A 16227-nucleotide genomic window follows, 5' to 3' on the forward strand; every position below is an offset into this window, starting at 1 on the left:
ATGAAAAAAGTATTAACAATTGCAGGCAGTGACACTTGTGGTGGAGCAGGAATTCAGGCTGATTTGAAGACTTTTGCTGCACATGGGGTTTATGGAATGAGTGTGATAACTGCTGTGACAGCACAGAATACCCAAGGGGTTATTGCTGTGCAGGATATTAAGCCGGAGATTATCGGGAAACAAATCGATGCAATTTTTGAAGACATTGAAGTAGATGCATTGAAAATCGGGATGGTATCGGTAAGCGAGACTATAGAAACGATTCGGGATAGATTAATTGAGCATAACGTCAAAAGGATTGTACTTGATCCGGTGATGATTTCGAAAAGCGGATATCCTTTACTGAAGGAAGATGCCAGAAAGGCTTTGATTACAAACCTACTGCCGCTTGCGACCATCGTTACTCCGAATATTCCTGAGGCTGAGACAATTACAGGAAGGCCGATCCTAAATCTTCGGGATGTGAAGGAAGCAGCAAAAATAATTTTATCCTTGGGACCCGCCTGTGTCTTGCTAAAAGGTGGACACTTGGAGGGAACGGCGACGGATATTCTGTTTGATGGAAAAGTATTTTCTGAATTTAAAGCGCCAAGGCTGAATACGAAAAATACCCATGGCACCGGTTGTACCCTTTCGGCTTCTATTGCTGCAAACCTGGCCAAGGACATGGAAATGACCAGGGCCGTAGAAGCAAGTAAAAAATATATTACGATGGCGATAGAGCATTCGTTGGAAATAGGTAAAGGGGTAGGCCCAACGCACCATTTTTACGAAATTTATAAGAAAGCGGGAATGATGGATGAGTGATTCTAAAATACCTGATAATAAAACACAAGGGGTTCCTTCTTTCAGCCATTTTATCCTCTGGTTTGGGGCAGCAGTTTCTATTGCTGAAATCTATACCGGGGCATTAATTGCTCCCCTTGGTTTCAGCAAAGGTGTTCAGGCTATTCTGCTGGGGCATTTGCTTGGCGTTGTTATTCTAGGTCTCACCGGAATAATCGGTGCAGAAAAAAGAATTTCGGCCATAGAATCTACCCGAATTTCTTTTGGAAAATACGGGTCTTATGGTTTTTCAGTTCTAAATATTTTGCAGCTTCTTGGCTGGACGGCTGTGATGATTATTGTGGGCGCTCGTTCAGTCAATGAAATCAGCAAGATTCTCTGGGGCTTTAATAACCAGCTATTATGGAGCATTTTTATCGGTTTACTAATTTGTCTCTGGATTGGGGTCGGGATAAAAAAGCTTAACAAAGTGAATGCTCTGGCCGTAGGACTGCTATTCATTCTGACAATTGTCTTAAGCACGATTGTCTTCAAAAATCCTGGTTTAGCTGTCCAGATTCCAGATGGAGAGCTTTCCTTTGGTGCAGCAGTAGAACTTAGCGTAATTATGCCGCTATCCTGGTTACCACTGATTTCAGATTATACCCGTTATTCAAAGAGCCGCAAGGGAGCTTTTTGGGGGAGTGCCGGCGGCTATTTTGTCGGGAGCAGCTGGATGTATGTCATCGGACTGGGAGCGGCTATTGTTGCCGGGAATTCTGATATTTCGGCAATTCTCCTATCTGCCAATCTTGGAATTGCAGCAATGGGAATTGTGGTTTTATCTACGGTGACGACGACCTTTCTTGATGCTTATTCAGCGGGAGTCAGTTATCTGAATATCTGGCCGAAAGCAAATGATAAAATAGCTGGTCTGGTCATGACATTTATCGGAACTGTACTTGCCGTCATTGTGCCCATGGAACAGTATGAGAACTTTCTTTATGCCATAGGTTCCGTTTTTGCTCCGCTTTTCGCAATTCTTTTAACGGAGTATTATATCTTCAGAAAAAAGGAGATCAAGGAAGATCAGGCTATCAATTGGCTAAACATGCTGATCTGGGTTATAGGCGTTGTACTTTATCAGCAGTTTGCGGCGAGCGGTTTTTTCTTAGGAAGTACCCTGCCTGTAATGGTGATAACAGCAATATTTTGTATTTTAGGTAAAGGGGTTGTCGGAAAATGGATATCATCAAAGAATGTGTAGAAGCTCTGAAAGAATTAAAAGAGCGAAGACCGCTGGTTCACAACATCACCAATTATGTTACGGTCAATGATTGCGCGAATATCATTCTCGCGCTCGGGGGCTCACCGGTGATGGCTGACGATATCAGTGAAGTTGAAGATATGGTGGCGATCGCTTCAAGCCTTGTGATTAATATGGGCACTTTGAGTGAAAGAACGGTTGGTTCCATGATCAAGGCAGGAAAGAGAGCCAACCAATTACACATACCTGTTATTTTTGATCCTGTAGGTGTAGGCGCTACGCCCTATCGCAATAAGGTTGCCCAAACACTGCTAAATGAAATTCATTTTGCCGTAATCAGAGGAAATATGTCCGAAATCAAGTGTTTAAACGGCTTGAACGTTCAAACCAAGGGAGTCGATTCCGTAACGGACGAAACGGGCGGGGTAGAAGTTGCCAAAGACTTAGCGGCTAGAATGAACTGTGTAGCAGCTGTTACCGGTAAAACGGATATTATTACAAATGGAAAAGCAGTATGCAGTATCGCAAATGGTCATCCGATCCTGGCGCATGTTACAGGTACCGGCTGTATGGCGACAGCGCTGGTCGGAACCTACTGCGGCGTGGTTGCAGATTCCTTTATAGCGGCCGCAGCGGGAGTAATGACGATGGGGCTTGCCGGAGAGCTAGCCCAAAGAACATTGCAAGATAAGGAAGGAATAGGCACTTTTAGGGTGAGACTTTTCGATAGTGTCTATAATCTGGGTGAAGATACGATAAGGAAAGAAGGGAGGATAAAATTGCTTGCCTAGCTTAAAATGGGACTACTCTCTTTATCTTGTTACTGATAGAAGCTATATCGGAGTTCGGGATTTGATCGTTTGTGTTCGGGAAGCAATTGAAGGTGGTGTCTCTCTTGTTCAGCTTCGGGAGAAAATCGCCCCGTCCCGGGAATTTTATGAAATGGCCGAGAAATTGAAAAGCCTGACTTCCCGTTACAATGTTCCGTTGATTATTAACGATCGTCTGGATATTGCCTTAGCCATCGATGCTGATGGTCTGCATCTGGGACAGGAAGATCTGCCGATTGCGGTAGCCAGAAAACACATTGGACAAGATAAAATCATTGGGATATCAGTCAGTAATGTTGCAGAAGCCATTCAAGCGGAAAAAGAGGGAGCGGACTATCTTGGAGTAGGGGCAATGTATGCAACAGGAACGAAGATCGATGCCAAACTTGTTTCGCTGGCAGTGCTGGAGAAGATAAAAAAAGCCGTCTCAATCCCTGTCGTAGCGATTGGCGGGATTAAGAAGGAAAATGCTGTGCGTACGATGGAAACCGGGATTGACGGAATATCCGTAGTTTCTGCTATCCTAGCGGCGCAAGACATTGAACAGGCAGCACGGGAATTAAAAAAATCATATCAAAAACAGACTAATTATACGAAAGGGGCTGTGCTGAAACTTAAATAGTTTCACACAGCTTCTTTGCTATTTTGATATAATATTGACCATTTATGCCGCATTGCAGTAACAGCAAAGCAGAAGAATAAAAAAAGGGGCATATTACCCCTTACATACCACCATTTTTCGCATATTATGTGCTATGCAATGTAATCCCCATTCCAGTTTGACCTGAGATGCACATCAGCTTGATGACTTTTTACGTCGCGTTTCAATCAGTACTAAAGCCACCAACAAAAGTAGTATTCAATTAGAGAAGAATCCCGCTGTTCGGTCGTGACAACGGGATTCTTCACAACAGGATTTTTATTTACAGTTCCGGAATATCCTTTGCCCATATCTCATCCCGCGCCCGCTGAATCAGAAACTCATAGACTTTATCCTTATAGGCAACGAAGGTGTCCGGGTCGCTTTGTTTGATCTTATCGAGCTGGAACCACAGTTCTTTGATCACCCGGTCCAGTTCCCCGTAGAGAAAGGCGATATTGTTGGCGCGTACCTTGGTCGACGCACTGCTCAAGTTCTTGCGCAGGGAGTTCAGGGATTTATAAGCGGTTGTTTTTTTGATGGAGGTTACCTCGTTCTGCAGGTTTTCGGCTTTTCGTTCTAGCCGGCTCTTGGCCGTAAACAATTCCTGGGCGTTTTTATCTAATACGGCGTTCGCTTGGGCCAGCCGGGCGGACTTTTCCTTTTCCTCCTCCAGGGCTTGCTGCAGGACCGCTTTTTCCTGTTCGGCCTGTTCCTTCTTCCGCCGGGCCTGATTCCAGTCGTCAATCGCCTTTTGCAGCTCGCGGGTAGACGTTCTCGCGACATCCGTGTCCGTGATGAAAGCGGCTCTTTCCTCTTCCGGTACGCCTAAGAGGATGTAGGCCTGTGAAAAGCTCAGTTCGGGTATTTCCTGGTCCGGTTCGCCGTCGGTGAAGATAGAAAGCTGTTTGACGCCGTACTCCTGGTAGAGGCGCATCATTTTTTCGGCCGTATCCTGGGAGTAGCTGACCTCCTCTTTCAGCCAACGGCCCCATTCCCCATACTTGACCTGTTCCTTGATCTCCGTCAGCCGCCGCCCGATCTCGATGGCGCTGCTGAGCACGATCCGATGGGTCTGTCTTTTGATCAGGTTAATTTCCGACGCGATTAACTGCGGCGACTCCGGATATTTTTAAGGACAACCTGTAACCCCCGGGACAAAATATTCATAAAGTAGTTAATGAGGACAGGCGAGACAAGTCAGCCTGTCAAAGAGAAAGGAGGTGCACAGCCATGCCTGTCACCATGATCCCGTTAAGTTCGGTTCTGGCCGGACGCTATCAGATCGGTACGACGCCGGCCGGCGGTCCGATCCTCAGGAAAAAAGGACTGAATTATGTTAAGCCTGACGCCACGGAGCAAGCCCTTTATGATGTCATTTCAGCCTTATACAGTTTGAGTCAACATGAACTGCAGGATATCCTGTTGCAGAAGAATTACCGGCTTGAGTTCGAAGAGGGATAAGGTTTCTGCCGGTTTGGGCGGGAAAGGAGGTGATCATATGGCAAATACCAGATATGTTCGCCTGACGTTTGCCACCACAGGTGGCAAAACTTTCGGCATTAACGTGCCGGATCCGATCGAAGGCCTGACGAAGGCTCAGTGCGAAGCCGTCATGGATACGGTTATCGAGCGGAATATTTTCCTCACTTCCAGTGGGGAGTTACAATTAATGCGGGACGTTAAGGTCTACGACAACAACGTGGAGGATCTCTATGATCCTCCCGAAGGATAAGCGTGCCTAGCGCTCTGGAGCTGTTGTTTTGGCAACAGCTTCAGCCCTTTTCCCTCCAGTACATTTAAGTAAGAATGTAAGCGTCAGAGATGATCACCGTGGTTGTGCAGTGTTGTTTTGCTATATCCTGAACCCTTTTCTGTGTTTCAGGGTACATCCATAATGGAAATCTTTTTTTGTTTCCCTCTGACATTCTGTTTAACCTCCTATCGTCGAAGTAAAAGTTCGGAGAAAAAATCGCGTGAAAAGATGCCCCGAACTCTCCCACAAAAAGACAAAAGGAGCGATAGCTTCTTCCTGCTATTGCTCCCATAAAATATTCGCCTAATTTTACATCAATTTTGAGTTTATATAGAGTTCGGGATACACCCCATACACCCGTGCCATTCCTTGAAGTTTACAAATCACCTAAGACGTCATTAATAGTTTCAAATTTTCCACTTTCGTTATTCTTTACTTTTATCGTTGACATTTCGTCTTTAATTAATTTTTTAGATTCTGATTTTGCCATTGTGCTTTTATCAATTTCTCTCAAACCATCCTGCAAAAATACAATGCCGTATCTATCATAATCAGGATCATATTTTAAATACATTAAATATGTTTTACCTTGTTCTATATTTATGTTGCCCATTGTATAGGATGAAACATACTTTGTCTTTTTCTCTTCATTTGTAAGCGTCTTGGTTAATTCTACTTTTGTTTTTTGACTTTCAGTTAGTCCTTTTTCATATTCACTAAAACTAATTACTCCGCCAAGTCTTATAAATGGAATAATATTATCCTCAACATTTCCTTTGATAACTTTTTCAACTTTTATTTTGCCAATAGTTTGAATATCTGTATATAATTCTTCTTTAGGATTATAGTTTATACTTCCATCTACTGATTGGACTGTCCCGATAATTATAAAATCCGAATTTTCATTTCTAACTTTTTTATCAGTAGTATTGATTAAATAATCTAATTCAGATCTTAAGTCTAATACTACATCTTTATTCTCCGTAGTTGAACTTAAGCTATTTACATTTTTATCTATTGTGTTTTTAATGTTTGCAGATGCTAATACGGAATTGTTGCTTGTCTTAGATAATATAGTAATTCCACTCAATAATAGTATAAAAAATATACTACTAAAAATTATAACGGTTTTCTTTTTCATGAAAATCCCTCCTTGTATTATTAATATTTTGCATTTATTGCATCATTATCTTCTTGTTGTACAGTTTGTACTGTCCTACCATAGGCAGTTTGGCACATAATACTACCTGTGGGGTTACTATTATAATGTGCCAACCCGAATGCGTGTCCCATTTCATGTGCCGTTACTCCTTGCCTTAATGAAGAAGACAAAGTTGATAGTGCAGTATTATTTAAATAAATTTCTGAATACAACCAATTACTTAAATTTGGGTCTATTTCATAACCAGACGCATTCATTGGGCGAGTTTGTCCTCCTATATTATCTCCATCTGGACCCCAATAGGAGCTAGTCTTAGCATAGAAATCAATTGCGGTTCCACTATTTGTACTTTTAATATATAAATATATTGGATTAGATCCATAGCCTGTATGTTCCCAGTTATATGCGGCATCTCTAATCGGAGTATATAGAGGATTACTTGAACCATTCTCTATATAATAATATACATTAACTCCTCTAGAGCATGAATAAGTAAATGTAGGTGTTATTGCAAATACGGGTGTCGCCAAAAGAATAGTAAATAATGTTGATAAAATTATAGAACACAGATATTTTTTTGGTTTCATGTTCATGAATAAACATCCCTTCATCAGATATTTTTTACCAATAATTCTTGATAGGTTTTCAATTCCAACGTTCATTTTTCATGAGAACTGCCTCTTCAATTTAATTTAGTTAAATTAAACCAGACCTGAACTTTATTAAGCAAAGTTATGGACGTCGCCCTTGATAAACAGTACCCTTGGAAGTCCTGTTTATTGGGGGTTTCTTTATTGTAATATTTCTATTGCCTCACTCTTAAATGTCCTAATAATAAATCACCTCACTTTGGATATTTTTTTGCTACTTTCAATAAAAGCGTAAATTTCCAATATTGCTTTCTCATTACATAAAGACAATCACAATGACTTTTCGCAACACATTTTTATAGAATTCAAATAAAAAATAAAGGTCCATTGTCCAAGCTACGGACAGAGATAGAAAAAACGCTTGTTCTATTTTTGGTAAAATTGACTTATAAAGAGAGAAATAAACCCCTAAAGGTGGTTTTCGTCAGACAATAATAAATATAGAAGGGGCTGTGTGAAAACTAGCCCGAAGAAGCCGTCTAGAACGCAAGTTTTAGGCGGCTTTTCATACCATATAGAAAGCAAAAAATGGTAAAATATAAACATAGATATATAGTAAAAGCAGGTGAAAAAAGTTGTCAAAACCCGAGCAAAAGGTACATAACAAAGTCATTTTTAAAGAATATAACCAAAATCAGCTGAGTCTGCCCATCGACCTAGAGAGCCTGATTCCCCCGAATCATATGGTTAGAGTAATCAACACGGCCATAAAAAAAATGAACCTGGAACCACTCTATGCCCAGTATCCCGGCAAAGGAAGATCCAGTTTTCATCCGATAATGATGACAAAACTCGTTGTTTATGCCTATTTCGATAAAACATATTCCAGCCGCAGGATCGAAAAAGCTGCCAGAGAAAATATTATGTATATGTGGATCTGCGGAGGCAATGTCCCTGATTACAAGACTATCAATACCTTTCGCGGGGAAGGGATGAAGGATGTGATTCTCGACGTTTTCAGTGAAGTTGTAGAACTGCTTATAGAAGAAGGATATATCAAACTCGAAAACTACTTTATGGATGGCACAAAAATCGAAGCCAATGCCAACAAATACAGCTGGGTATGGGGGAAATCATCCAAACGCTACAAAGAAAACCTGCGTCAAAAGTGTCAGGAACTTATTCAATATGCCGAACAAGAAAATGACGAAGAGAACGCAGAATACGGGGAGCGAAACCTGGAAGAACTTGAAACCGACAAACCTATCGATTCTACAGCAATCGAAGCAGCAGTAAAACGTATCGATGAAAGGCTGTCCCAAATCCCGAAAGATAAAAAACTCAAAAAAGCCAAACGAATAATAGAAAAAGAATTGAGCAAGGTCAAACTGAAATGGGGATTACATTGCATAGCACATAATATGCGAAAAATGGTGGTCTGTAAGGGGTAATATGCCCCTTTTTTTATTCTTCTGCTTTGCTGTTACTGCAATGCGGCATAAATGGTCAATATTATATCAAAATAGCAAAGAAGCTGTGTGAAACTATTTAAGTTTCAGCACAGCCTCTTTCGTAATCAGTTATGTTGTAATCATCATAAATGCTTAACTTAGGTAACCGTTCCAACCAGCTTCAAAAGCTTTCAGATTAACTGCCAGTAGTTTAGACGGGACTGTTTCCCGGATAACATCAAGCCAAATCTGCTTGTCGATCTTCAGGCATCTGGCCAGCAATCCCAGCAAAACAACGTTGACTGCTTTGGCGTTGCCAGCTTCGACAGCCTTTTCGAGCCCGTTGATGATAAAAACTTCTTTACGTTCTTTTTCAATAATATCCAACACATCGGAAGGATATTGCGCAGCTCCGACGACTACCGGCATAGGATCGATTCTTTGGTCATTAATTAAGATGCTGCCATCCTTTTTCAGATAGGGCAGCCAGCGGAGAGCCTCCAGCTTCTCAAAAGCGAGTATAATATCCGCTTCACCTTCAGGAATGATCGGGGAGGCGACTTCTTTGCCGTATCTTACCTGGGTAACCACACTCCCGCCCCGCTGAGCCATCCCGTGAATCTCCGAGACCTTAACGTCCTGGCCGGTCATTTGGACGGCGCCCGCCATCACTCGGCTCGCAAGGATTGTCCCTTGTCCACCTACACCAACAATAAGAATATTCGTGATATCAATCATTGGCGCCACCTTCTTTCTTGATTGCTTCGCTGGGGCAGACAGTTGCACATAGCCCGCAACCTACACACTGAGCAAGGTTGATCCTGACTTCTTTTCCTTCCTTGGCGATACAGGGACAGCCTAATTTAAGACAGCGTAGACAGCCGGTACAAGCTTCTGTGGATATGCGATAAGGGTTATTCTTGCTTTTATCGATTAAGGCGCAAATCCGCTGGGTAATAATTACGGAAGGCTCTTCAGCAGCCAGCTCTTCTTTGATGATTTTCTCCAGTTCGTCCAGCTTAAACGGGTCAACAGCCCGGACCCTTTCTACGCCGACGGCCTTGGCCAGAAGGACGAGATCAATTTCTTTGGTAGGTTCTCCTTTAACAGTAAAACCGGTCGTCGGATTATGCTGGTGGCCGGTCATTGCCGTGATGCGGTTATCCAGAATAATGGTCGTTGTTGTTGCTTTATTGTATACGACGTCAACAAGTGCAGTTATCCCGGAATGAATGAAAGTGGAATCCCCAATCACCGCTACCAGATTGCGGGCGAAATCCTTACCTCTGGCTTTCTCCATGCCCATGGCAGTACCGATACTTGCTCCCATACAGATGGTCGTGTCAATGGCTTTAAGCGGAGCAAGGCAGCCAAGCGTATAACAACCAATATCACCGGCGACGGTGACTTTAAGCTTATTAAGTACATAGAAAAGACCTCTGTGCGGACAGCCGGGACATAGGACAGGAGGACGCGGAGGAATTTCATATTGCAGTTGATCTGGTTCGGTCGTCTCACGGGGAGAACAGTCCCCAAGCGTCTGCATGATTTTGGCGGCAATCGTTTCCGGCAGTAGTTCCCCGATCAGCGGAAAAGTATCCTTGCCATGAACATCAAGACCCCAGGACCTCACATACTCTTCGATAAAAGGTTCCAACTCTTCGACAATATATAACTGATCTACTTTGTTCGCAAAGTCCATAATCATTTTTTGGGGCAGCGGGAAGGTCATGCCAAGTTTTAAGATTGAAACTTCCGGTAAAACTTCTTTGACATACTGGTAGGTTACGCCGCTGGTAATTACTCCAATCTTCGTATCGTTCCATTCAACGCGGTTTAGATCGGTACTTTCAGCGTAGTCTTTTAGTTTTATTAGCCTATCCTCAACAACCACATGGCGGTGACGGGCATTTGCGGGAATCATCACATATTTGGAAGGATTTTTCTGATATTCCTTAATTCCTTTCTCTTTGCGGTCAGCAAGTTCGACCAGGGACTGGGAATGTGCCACCCGTGTTGTCGTTCTAAGCATAACCGGCGTATCAAACATCTCGCTGATGTCAAAAGCCAATTTGGTAAAAACTTTGGCCTCCTGGCTGTTGGCCGGCTCTAGTACCGGAATTTTTGCTGCCCGTCCAAAATGACGGTTATCCTGTTCATTTTGAGAACTATGCATGCCCGGATCGTCAGCAGATACAAGTACCAGTCCACCGTTAACACCGGTATACGAAAGTGTAAACAAGGGATCTGCTGCTACGTTTACCCCGACATGTTTCATGGAGACAAGCGCTCTTCCGCCGGCGATCGCAGCACCCAAACCAACTTCGAGTGCTACTTTTTCGTTCGGGGACCATTCCGCATACATCTCATCATATTTTGCTGCGTTTTCTGTAATTTCCGTACTGGGGGTTCCTGGATAAGCCGTGCATACTACAACTCCGGCTTCCCAGGCACCTCTTGCAATCGCTTCGTTGCCTGTCAGAAGCTTTTTCATTGTCCCCATCCTCTCAAATTTTAGATCTGCATTTATAAGATATCATCAAATGTTATAGGTTGTTTTCGGTGATATAAGATTCATTATAGTATGAATAAAGAAAACAGTTCAAGCAAAATCCAAGCTATTTTTTGAAAATATCTGGATGATTGCCAAACTGTTATAATTTATATAACTGTTCAATTTATATATAGGAATCAATTTAGTGGTTCGTCATTTAGTCATTTGATTCGCTTTCAAGGTCCAGGCCTTCGGGGTCTTCACTTTCAAGGAAAATATTGATTTCATCGTCAGAAAGAACATTATTTGTTTTCAGGGAGGCATAATTATCCTGGAAATGGGGCGAATAGAGCGGAGAACTGATATTCTGACCAGAGGCGACCATATCTCGGATGCGCATTAGTTCCGAATATTCATGGATGGAGATGATGACAGCCTGGGGTTTGTTATTTTTGACGATGATATAGGGATTGCCTTCATCTTCAACGGCCTGAATAACTTTTGAAGCTTGTCCACGGCCTAACTCCGAAACGGAAATCATACAGTCAAATACCCGGCGCAAATCCATGCGAGAAACTCCCCTCCCTCAGCAGATCACAAATGTCATGCTCAGACAAACGTCCAAAGACATTTTGATTATAAGCTGGAAACTGGAATAATGCAACAAGCGGCTGAATGATTTTAGTGGTAATTAACATGCATATCTGCATGAAAATAGTCGAAGAAACGACAATCCTTATTAATAAGAGAAATAAATCAATGAGATTTGTCAAAACTTTTTTCCTGAACTGCCCTGAACCATCAATTGAACCTTTTAAGGCAACAGGCAATAAAATGAAGCGTGAACATATTATTCATTGAGGAGTGTCGGTAAAATGAAAGGAAACATGAAACATGTATTTCCGGGCGGAAATACCTCAGAGGGATTTTTTTCGTACTATTCGTTTCTGCTGGAAAAAGGTACGAAACGAATTTTTGTGGTCAAAGGGGGACCTGGCGTCGGAAAATCAACGTTGATGAAAAAAATTGGGAACAGAATGGTAGAAATGGGTTATGATGTGGAATTCCACCACTGCTCTTCCGATCATCATTCCCTCGACGGAATAGCGGTTGTGGATGCCGGGATTGTGATGGTTGATGGAACTGCACCGCATATTGTGGATCCGAAGTATCCTGGAGGTCTGGATGAGATCATAAATCTGGGAGAATTCTGGGATACGGATGCCATACAGCACAATGTAAAACATATTATCGCGTCAACGAATGAAGTCAGCCGTCTGTTTGCCAGGGCTTACCGTTTGTTAAGTGCAGCCAGAGCGGTCGCGGAGAATATGATGGCAATAACCAGGCAGTCTATGGATTTTTCCGCGTTGAATATGGAAACATCGCGTTTGGCAAAGAAAATATTTGAGGGTGTGTACATGGTGGAAAGCTCCGGTAGGACCGGCGTGGCCAGACATCTGTTTTCCTGTGCGTATACACCGGAAGGTTTTGTTGATTTTACAGATTCTATTCTTCAGGAAATCCGGGAAATCGTTTATCTGGAAGGCGAGATGGGCACAGGAAGATCCGTTTTTATGGAGAAAATTGCCACCAAGGCCATGGAAAAAGGTTTTGATGTAGAAATCTATCACTTACCGCTGATCCCTTCCAAGATCGGAACGATTGTGATCAAAGAACTGCAGGTTGCCCTGACGTCGAGCGAATCTTTCCGAAACAATCATCAAGAGTCCGTTAACCTGAACAGGCATGTCCATACAGAGCTTTCTTCATCACTGACACAGGAACTGAACAGTGACCTGGATTTGTTTGGTCATCTTATGCACAGCGGAATGGACTGCATTCACCAGGCCAAACAGGAGCACGATGCTCTGGAGCAATATTATGTCCCGTATATGAATTTCAAGGCTGTCGAAGAAAAATACGAGGAGATCTTGAGCAGGATTTTGGATATTGCGGGCAGTGAGGCCTGCGCAGCAGAAAAACAACTGCATTAAGACATACCGCGGAGGGGGGGACAAAAGATGTGTCCCTCCCTCCCTTGGTTTTCTATCTCCCTGAGCGATCCTTTGAAGTGATTTTTTGTTTGATGATTGGTTATGATAGAATAGGAAAATATCCTATCATGAGGTTTTTATGGAAAAAGATCTATATATGACAATTTCCAGCAAAACAAAACAGCTGCTGGTCAAACAGGAAGGTTTCGATGCGGATTTCAAGATGACAGTTAAAGGCATTCAAGCCACAGATTTAGTAGCATTTGCGAATTCAGAAAATGGAGGAACCATTTTAGCTGGCGTGGGTGAAGTTGAAGATAAAAACAGCATGCAGAAAGGTAGAATCATCGGCTGTCCTGTTGGTGACAAGGAGAGACTCTTTATTTTAAGTAAAGCTGAGAGTTGTGTTCCGCCTGTTGAAGTCGCTATAATAATAGAAAACTATGCCAGAAAACCAATCTACCGAATTGAGATTCCCTCCGGTAAAGAAAAGCCGTACTGTACGGCCGGGGGCACATACAAGATCAGAGGGGACGGCCGGACCAACACCCTGCTTCCCGGAAGGCTGCTGACCCTTTACATCGAAAAACAAAGCGAAACATTTTTTAACCGCTTTCGCGAAGCAACGAAAGAACTGGGGAAAGATATTCTGGCTTCGGATACACTGCTTCAAAATGCCTTAAACGAGCTCAGACGCAAAGTGCTGCAGATTGAATCTGCCATTGGGAGCAATCAAAACAGCCTGGAAAAAATAGAGGCTATTGATAAAAAAATAGATAAGCTTTTGTCGCTGCAAGCTAAAGGAGAATGAAATGAATTTCAACACAAATACGGATCTTGATTATGAACCGCTGATCGTGGTCGAAGGGAAAAACGATGCGCATGCGGTCAGACGCGCCCTGGGCAAAGTTGACGTCATCTGGACGGAGGGGTTTGGATTGACCGAGCAAAAGCTGGAGTATATTGCGGAGATGGCAGAGAGACGTGGCGTTATTGTCTGTACGGATCCTGATTTTGCTGGAAAACAGATTCGGGAGCGAATCAATAAACGGATCCCGAAAGCCAGGCACGTTTATCTTTCCGTCGAGGTAGCGCGCAATCCGAAAGATTATGATATTGGCCTGGAAAACGTTTCTTCGGAGGAGATCAGGAAAGCGTTTTCCAAAATACTCGAAGTAAAGATTTCGAATATGGACAGCAACGACGGAGTGAAAATTGCTGAGAAGATAAATGCTGAGGCGGTAGTAATGGCTGATTTGCGGCAAAGCGGCCTGGTTGGGCAATGCTGTTCGGCTGCAAAACGGGTCCGGCTCGGGAAAATTTTGGGGATTGGGGATACCAACGCCAAGCAATTTTTATTTCGCGTCAACCGTTTTGGGATAACTAAAGACGAATTTTATTCCGCAGTAAAGCAGATGGAAGGGAATGGGAAGTAAGTGACGAAAGCAGGATGGGAAGATACGGCGTCCTATGTCCGCAGAGTTGTACGCCATGGGGTCCGGGCCAAAAAATCTTTGGGTCAAAATTTTTTAGTTAATGACAGTATTATCGAAAGGATCGTTCGGGAGGGTATGCCCTTAAATGATCTGCCGCTGGTTGAGATTGGACCGGGGCCGGGTGCTCTAACGAGGATGCTTGCCCCCAAATTCCCCAGATTGTGGGCGGTAGAACTTGATAAGGAAAAAGTTGAGTTACTCCAAAGAGAATTAAACGCCTACCCGTTTGTTCTGTTGCATATGGATGCCCTAAAGCTTAAACTAGCCAATCTTTGGGGACAGGAAAAAGGCTGGCTGATTGGCAATCTCCCGTACTACATCACAAATCCGCTACTAATGCATTTCCTTAACCAAGCGGAATCGCTGCTGGGCATGACCGTAATGGTTCAGAAAGAAGTTGCCGACCGAATGTGTGCCCTGCCCGGGGGAAGGGATTATGGGATATTATCGATTGCCGTTCAGTTATCAGCCGAGGTTAAAAGGCTGTTCGATGTTCCACCTTCGGCCTTCTGGCCTCAGCCGAAGGTCACATCGACGGTGCTAAGACTGGATATCCGGCCATATCCAGGATTCTCATTGGAAAAGAGAGACGTCTTTTTCAAGGTTGTGCGGGCGGCTTTTGCGCAGCGAAGGAAGATGCTGCTGAATACGCTTTCCAGCGGACTCTCTTTACCCAAAGAGCTAACTGCGGAGATACTCAAGGCTGCGGGAGTAGACCCGAAGCTCAGGGCTGAAGATGTCGGGATACTTGATTATCAGAAGATTGTAGCCGTCTGGGAGGCGCAAAGAAATTGATTCTAAGGATACCGGTTTGGGAACCGGTATTTTTTTATGTCATAAAATAGAGTAAATCAGAAAATATAGATGCAGCTATTTTTAAAGGAGTTTGCGAAGAGCAGGAGGGTTAGACATGTTTAAGACAGGAGATATTGTGGCCCGCCTTTCTTATAACCAGGATTTATTTCTAAAAATACTGGCCCTGAATAAAAGGCGCAAGAAAGTAACGGCAGTACTCGGTGGGCTCAATTACCGATTAATCGCCGACGCCGATGTCGATGACCTTATTTTCAAGGATGATAAGCAAATTGTCCATTATCAGCTGGCCGATTCTCAGGAAGTTTATAAAAAATTCCGTAAGGTTGTCTACGATCGCAAATTCAAGGTTGAAGAAGAGTACTTTGAAATACCGGGCAAAATTCTTCATTTGGACGGAGATCAGGAATATTTGGATCATTGTCTAAAAACGTATAGACAATTGGGACTTCAGGCCAAAGGAATTTGCAAATCGGAAGCGGAACAGCCCAAGGCAATTGCCGGGTCTTTGCGAGATTATCCGGCGGATATTCTGGTTTTGACAGGCCATGATTCTTTGCTTAAAGGGAAAAGCAATTTGAAAAGTCTGGACAGCTACCGGAGCTCGGGTCATTTTGTGCAGTCCGTTACGGAAGCAAGGAGAATTCAGCCGAATAAAGATCAGTTGGTTATCTTTGCAGGCGGATGCCAGTCTAATTTCGAAGCAATCATTGAAGCCGGTGCAAACTTTGCCTCTTCGCCAAGACGAATGATGATTCATGCCTTAGACCCTGTGTTTCTGGTGGAGAGCATTGCCTATACGCCAATTGACCGTACCGTTTCTCTCAAAGATATTATTCGGCATACAGTTACGGGCGTAGACGGTGTAGGCGGAATTGAAACAAGAGGACAGCTCAGAAGAGGTTACCCCAAAGTAGAGCATTAATTCATGAATAAAATACAAGTTTAGGAATAATTTACGCAGAT

Annotated in this window: 18 protein-coding genes and 1 pseudogene; 12 read left to right on the forward strand and 7 right to left on the reverse strand. The window is 43.2% G+C overall.

Annotated elements, in window-relative coordinates; all coding sequences use genetic code 11:
• Genes thiD through thiE form a run of 4 tightly spaced genes read left to right on the forward strand, consistent with a single transcriptional unit; the run spans nucleotide 1 to nucleotide 3484 of the window.
• Nucleotides 1-807: a bifunctional hydroxymethylpyrimidine kinase/phosphomethylpyrimidine kinase gene (thiD, locus tag OKX56_RS05950; protein WP_025204947.1), complete on the forward strand. Its 807-nt coding sequence runs from the start codon at nucleotides 1-3 to the stop codon at nucleotides 805-807.
• A complete protein-coding gene (cytX, locus tag OKX56_RS05955) occupies nucleotides 800-2032 on the forward strand; it encodes a putative hydroxymethylpyrimidine transporter CytX (protein WP_025204948.1) in 1233 nt (410 codons plus the stop codon). Before thiD ends, cytX begins: the two co-directional genes overlap by 8 nt.
• On the forward strand, nucleotides 2008-2823 hold the full coding sequence (gene thiM / locus OKX56_RS05960; RefSeq protein ID WP_025204949.1) for a hydroxyethylthiazole kinase: 816 nt from the start codon (nucleotides 2008-2010) through the stop codon (nucleotides 2821-2823). Before cytX ends, thiM begins: the two co-directional genes overlap by 25 nt.
• Nucleotides 2816-3484 carry a thiamine phosphate synthase gene (gene thiE / locus OKX56_RS05965; RefSeq protein ID WP_025204950.1) on the forward strand — a complete coding sequence of 223 codons (669 nt, stop codon included), beginning with the start codon at nucleotides 2816-2818 and terminating at the stop codon, nucleotides 3482-3484. Before thiM ends, thiE begins: the two co-directional genes overlap by 8 nt.
• A gap of 301 nt (nucleotides 3485-3785) precedes the next feature.
• Here thiE and OKX56_RS05970 read toward each other — a convergent pair whose 3' ends face one another.
• Nucleotides 3786-4610: a DUF3102 domain-containing protein gene (locus OKX56_RS05970; RefSeq protein ID WP_051408081.1), complete on the reverse strand. Its 825-nt coding sequence runs from the start codon at nucleotides 4608-4610 to the stop codon at nucleotides 3786-3788.
• A gap of 125 nt (nucleotides 4611-4735) precedes the next feature.
• On the opposite strand from OKX56_RS05970, the gene OKX56_RS05975 reads away from it, so the two are divergent.
• Together OKX56_RS05975 and OKX56_RS05980 are read left to right on the forward strand one after the other, a co-directional pair.
• On the forward strand, nucleotides 4736-4966 hold the full coding sequence (locus OKX56_RS05975) for a DUF1659 domain-containing protein (protein ID WP_025204952.1): 231 nt from the start codon (nucleotides 4736-4738) through the stop codon (nucleotides 4964-4966).
• Nucleotides 4967-5003: 37 nt separating this feature from the next.
• Complete coding sequence (locus tag OKX56_RS05980; protein WP_025204953.1) at nucleotides 5004-5237, forward strand: DUF2922 domain-containing protein; 234 nt, start codon at nucleotides 5004-5006, stop codon at nucleotides 5235-5237.
• Nucleotides 5238-5301: 64 nt separating this feature from the next.
• On the opposite strand, the gene OKX56_RS05985 is transcribed toward OKX56_RS05980, so the two are convergent.
• The 3 genes from OKX56_RS05985 to OKX56_RS05995 all read right to left on the reverse strand — a co-directional run bounded on the left by OKX56_RS05985 (nucleotide 5302) and on the right by OKX56_RS05995 (nucleotide 7082).
• Nucleotides 5302-5430 (reverse strand): hypothetical protein, encoded by a 129-nt coding sequence (locus tag OKX56_RS05985; protein WP_282432022.1) that lies wholly within the window; start codon nucleotides 5428-5430, stop codon nucleotides 5302-5304.
• A 204-nt stretch (nucleotides 5431-5634) separates the two neighbouring features.
• The gene (locus OKX56_RS05990; RefSeq protein ID WP_025204954.1) at nucleotides 5635-6399 is read right to left on the reverse strand and encodes a hypothetical protein; all 765 of its coding nucleotides are present in this window, start codon (nucleotides 6397-6399) and stop codon (nucleotides 5635-5637) included.
• A 20-nt stretch (nucleotides 6400-6419) separates the two neighbouring features.
• Nucleotides 6420-7082 carry a matrixin family metalloprotease gene (locus OKX56_RS05995; protein WP_083221925.1) on the reverse strand — a complete coding sequence of 221 codons (663 nt, stop codon included), beginning with the start codon at nucleotides 7080-7082 and terminating at the stop codon, nucleotides 6420-6422.
• 563 nt (nucleotides 7083-7645) lie between these two features.
• Here OKX56_RS05995 and OKX56_RS06000 point away from each other — a divergent pair.
• Nucleotides 7646-8383, forward strand: a pseudogene (locus tag OKX56_RS06000) (transposase); the annotation flags it as partial.
• A gap of 231 nt (nucleotides 8384-8614) precedes the next feature.
• On the opposite strand, the gene OKX56_RS06005 reads toward OKX56_RS06000, so the two are convergent.
• From OKX56_RS06005 to OKX56_RS06015, 3 genes are all read right to left on the reverse strand, one after another.
• On the reverse strand, nucleotides 8615-9199 hold the full coding sequence (locus OKX56_RS06005; RefSeq protein ID WP_025204956.1) for an indolepyruvate oxidoreductase subunit beta: 585 nt from the start codon (nucleotides 9197-9199) through the stop codon (nucleotides 8615-8617).
• On the reverse strand, nucleotides 9192-10955 hold the full coding sequence (gene iorA / locus OKX56_RS06010; RefSeq protein ID WP_025204957.1) for an indolepyruvate ferredoxin oxidoreductase subunit alpha: 1764 nt from the start codon (nucleotides 10953-10955) through the stop codon (nucleotides 9192-9194). Before iorA ends, OKX56_RS06005 begins: the two co-directional genes overlap by 8 nt.
• Before the next feature lie 217 nt (nucleotides 10956-11172).
• Nucleotides 11173-11523, reverse strand: coding sequence for a type II toxin-antitoxin system Phd/YefM family antitoxin (locus OKX56_RS06015; RefSeq protein ID WP_019224840.1), 351 nt, complete (start codon nucleotides 11521-11523; stop codon nucleotides 11173-11175).
• Between the two features lie 307 nt (nucleotides 11524-11830).
• On the opposite strand from OKX56_RS06015, the gene OKX56_RS06020 reads away from it, so the two are divergent.
• The 5 genes from OKX56_RS06020 (at nucleotide 11831) to yabG (ending at nucleotide 16186) form a co-directional block, all read left to right on the forward strand.
• On the forward strand, nucleotides 11831-12952 hold the full coding sequence (locus tag OKX56_RS06020) for a PRK06851 family protein (RefSeq protein ID WP_025204958.1): 1122 nt from the start codon (nucleotides 11831-11833) through the stop codon (nucleotides 12950-12952).
• A gap of 139 nt (nucleotides 12953-13091) precedes the next feature.
• Entirely contained in the window at nucleotides 13092-13763 is a 672-nt protein-coding gene (locus OKX56_RS06025) for an AlbA family DNA-binding domain-containing protein (protein ID WP_025204959.1), read from the forward strand.
• A 1-nt stretch (nucleotide 13764) separates the two neighbouring features.
• Nucleotides 13765-14388 carry a ribonuclease M5 gene (locus OKX56_RS06030; protein ID WP_025204960.1) on the forward strand — a complete coding sequence of 208 codons (624 nt, stop codon included), beginning with the start codon at nucleotides 13765-13767 and terminating at the stop codon, nucleotides 14386-14388.
• Entirely contained in the window at nucleotides 14389-15243 is an 855-nt protein-coding gene (rsmA, locus tag OKX56_RS06035) for a 16S rRNA (adenine(1518)-N(6)/adenine(1519)-N(6))-dimethyltransferase RsmA (protein ID WP_025204961.1), read from the forward strand.
• Nucleotides 15244-15358: 115 nt separating this feature from the next.
• Entirely contained in the window at nucleotides 15359-16186 is an 828-nt protein-coding gene (gene yabG, locus OKX56_RS06040) for a sporulation peptidase YabG (RefSeq protein WP_019224834.1), read from the forward strand.
• Nucleotides 16187-16227 lie beyond the last annotated feature (41 nt).

The sequence above is a fragment of the Dehalobacter sp. genome, from assembly GCF_030063005.1.
In the GTDB taxonomy this organism is placed as follows: domain Bacteria; phylum Bacillota; class Desulfitobacteriia; order Desulfitobacteriales; family Syntrophobotulaceae; genus Dehalobacter; species Dehalobacter restrictus.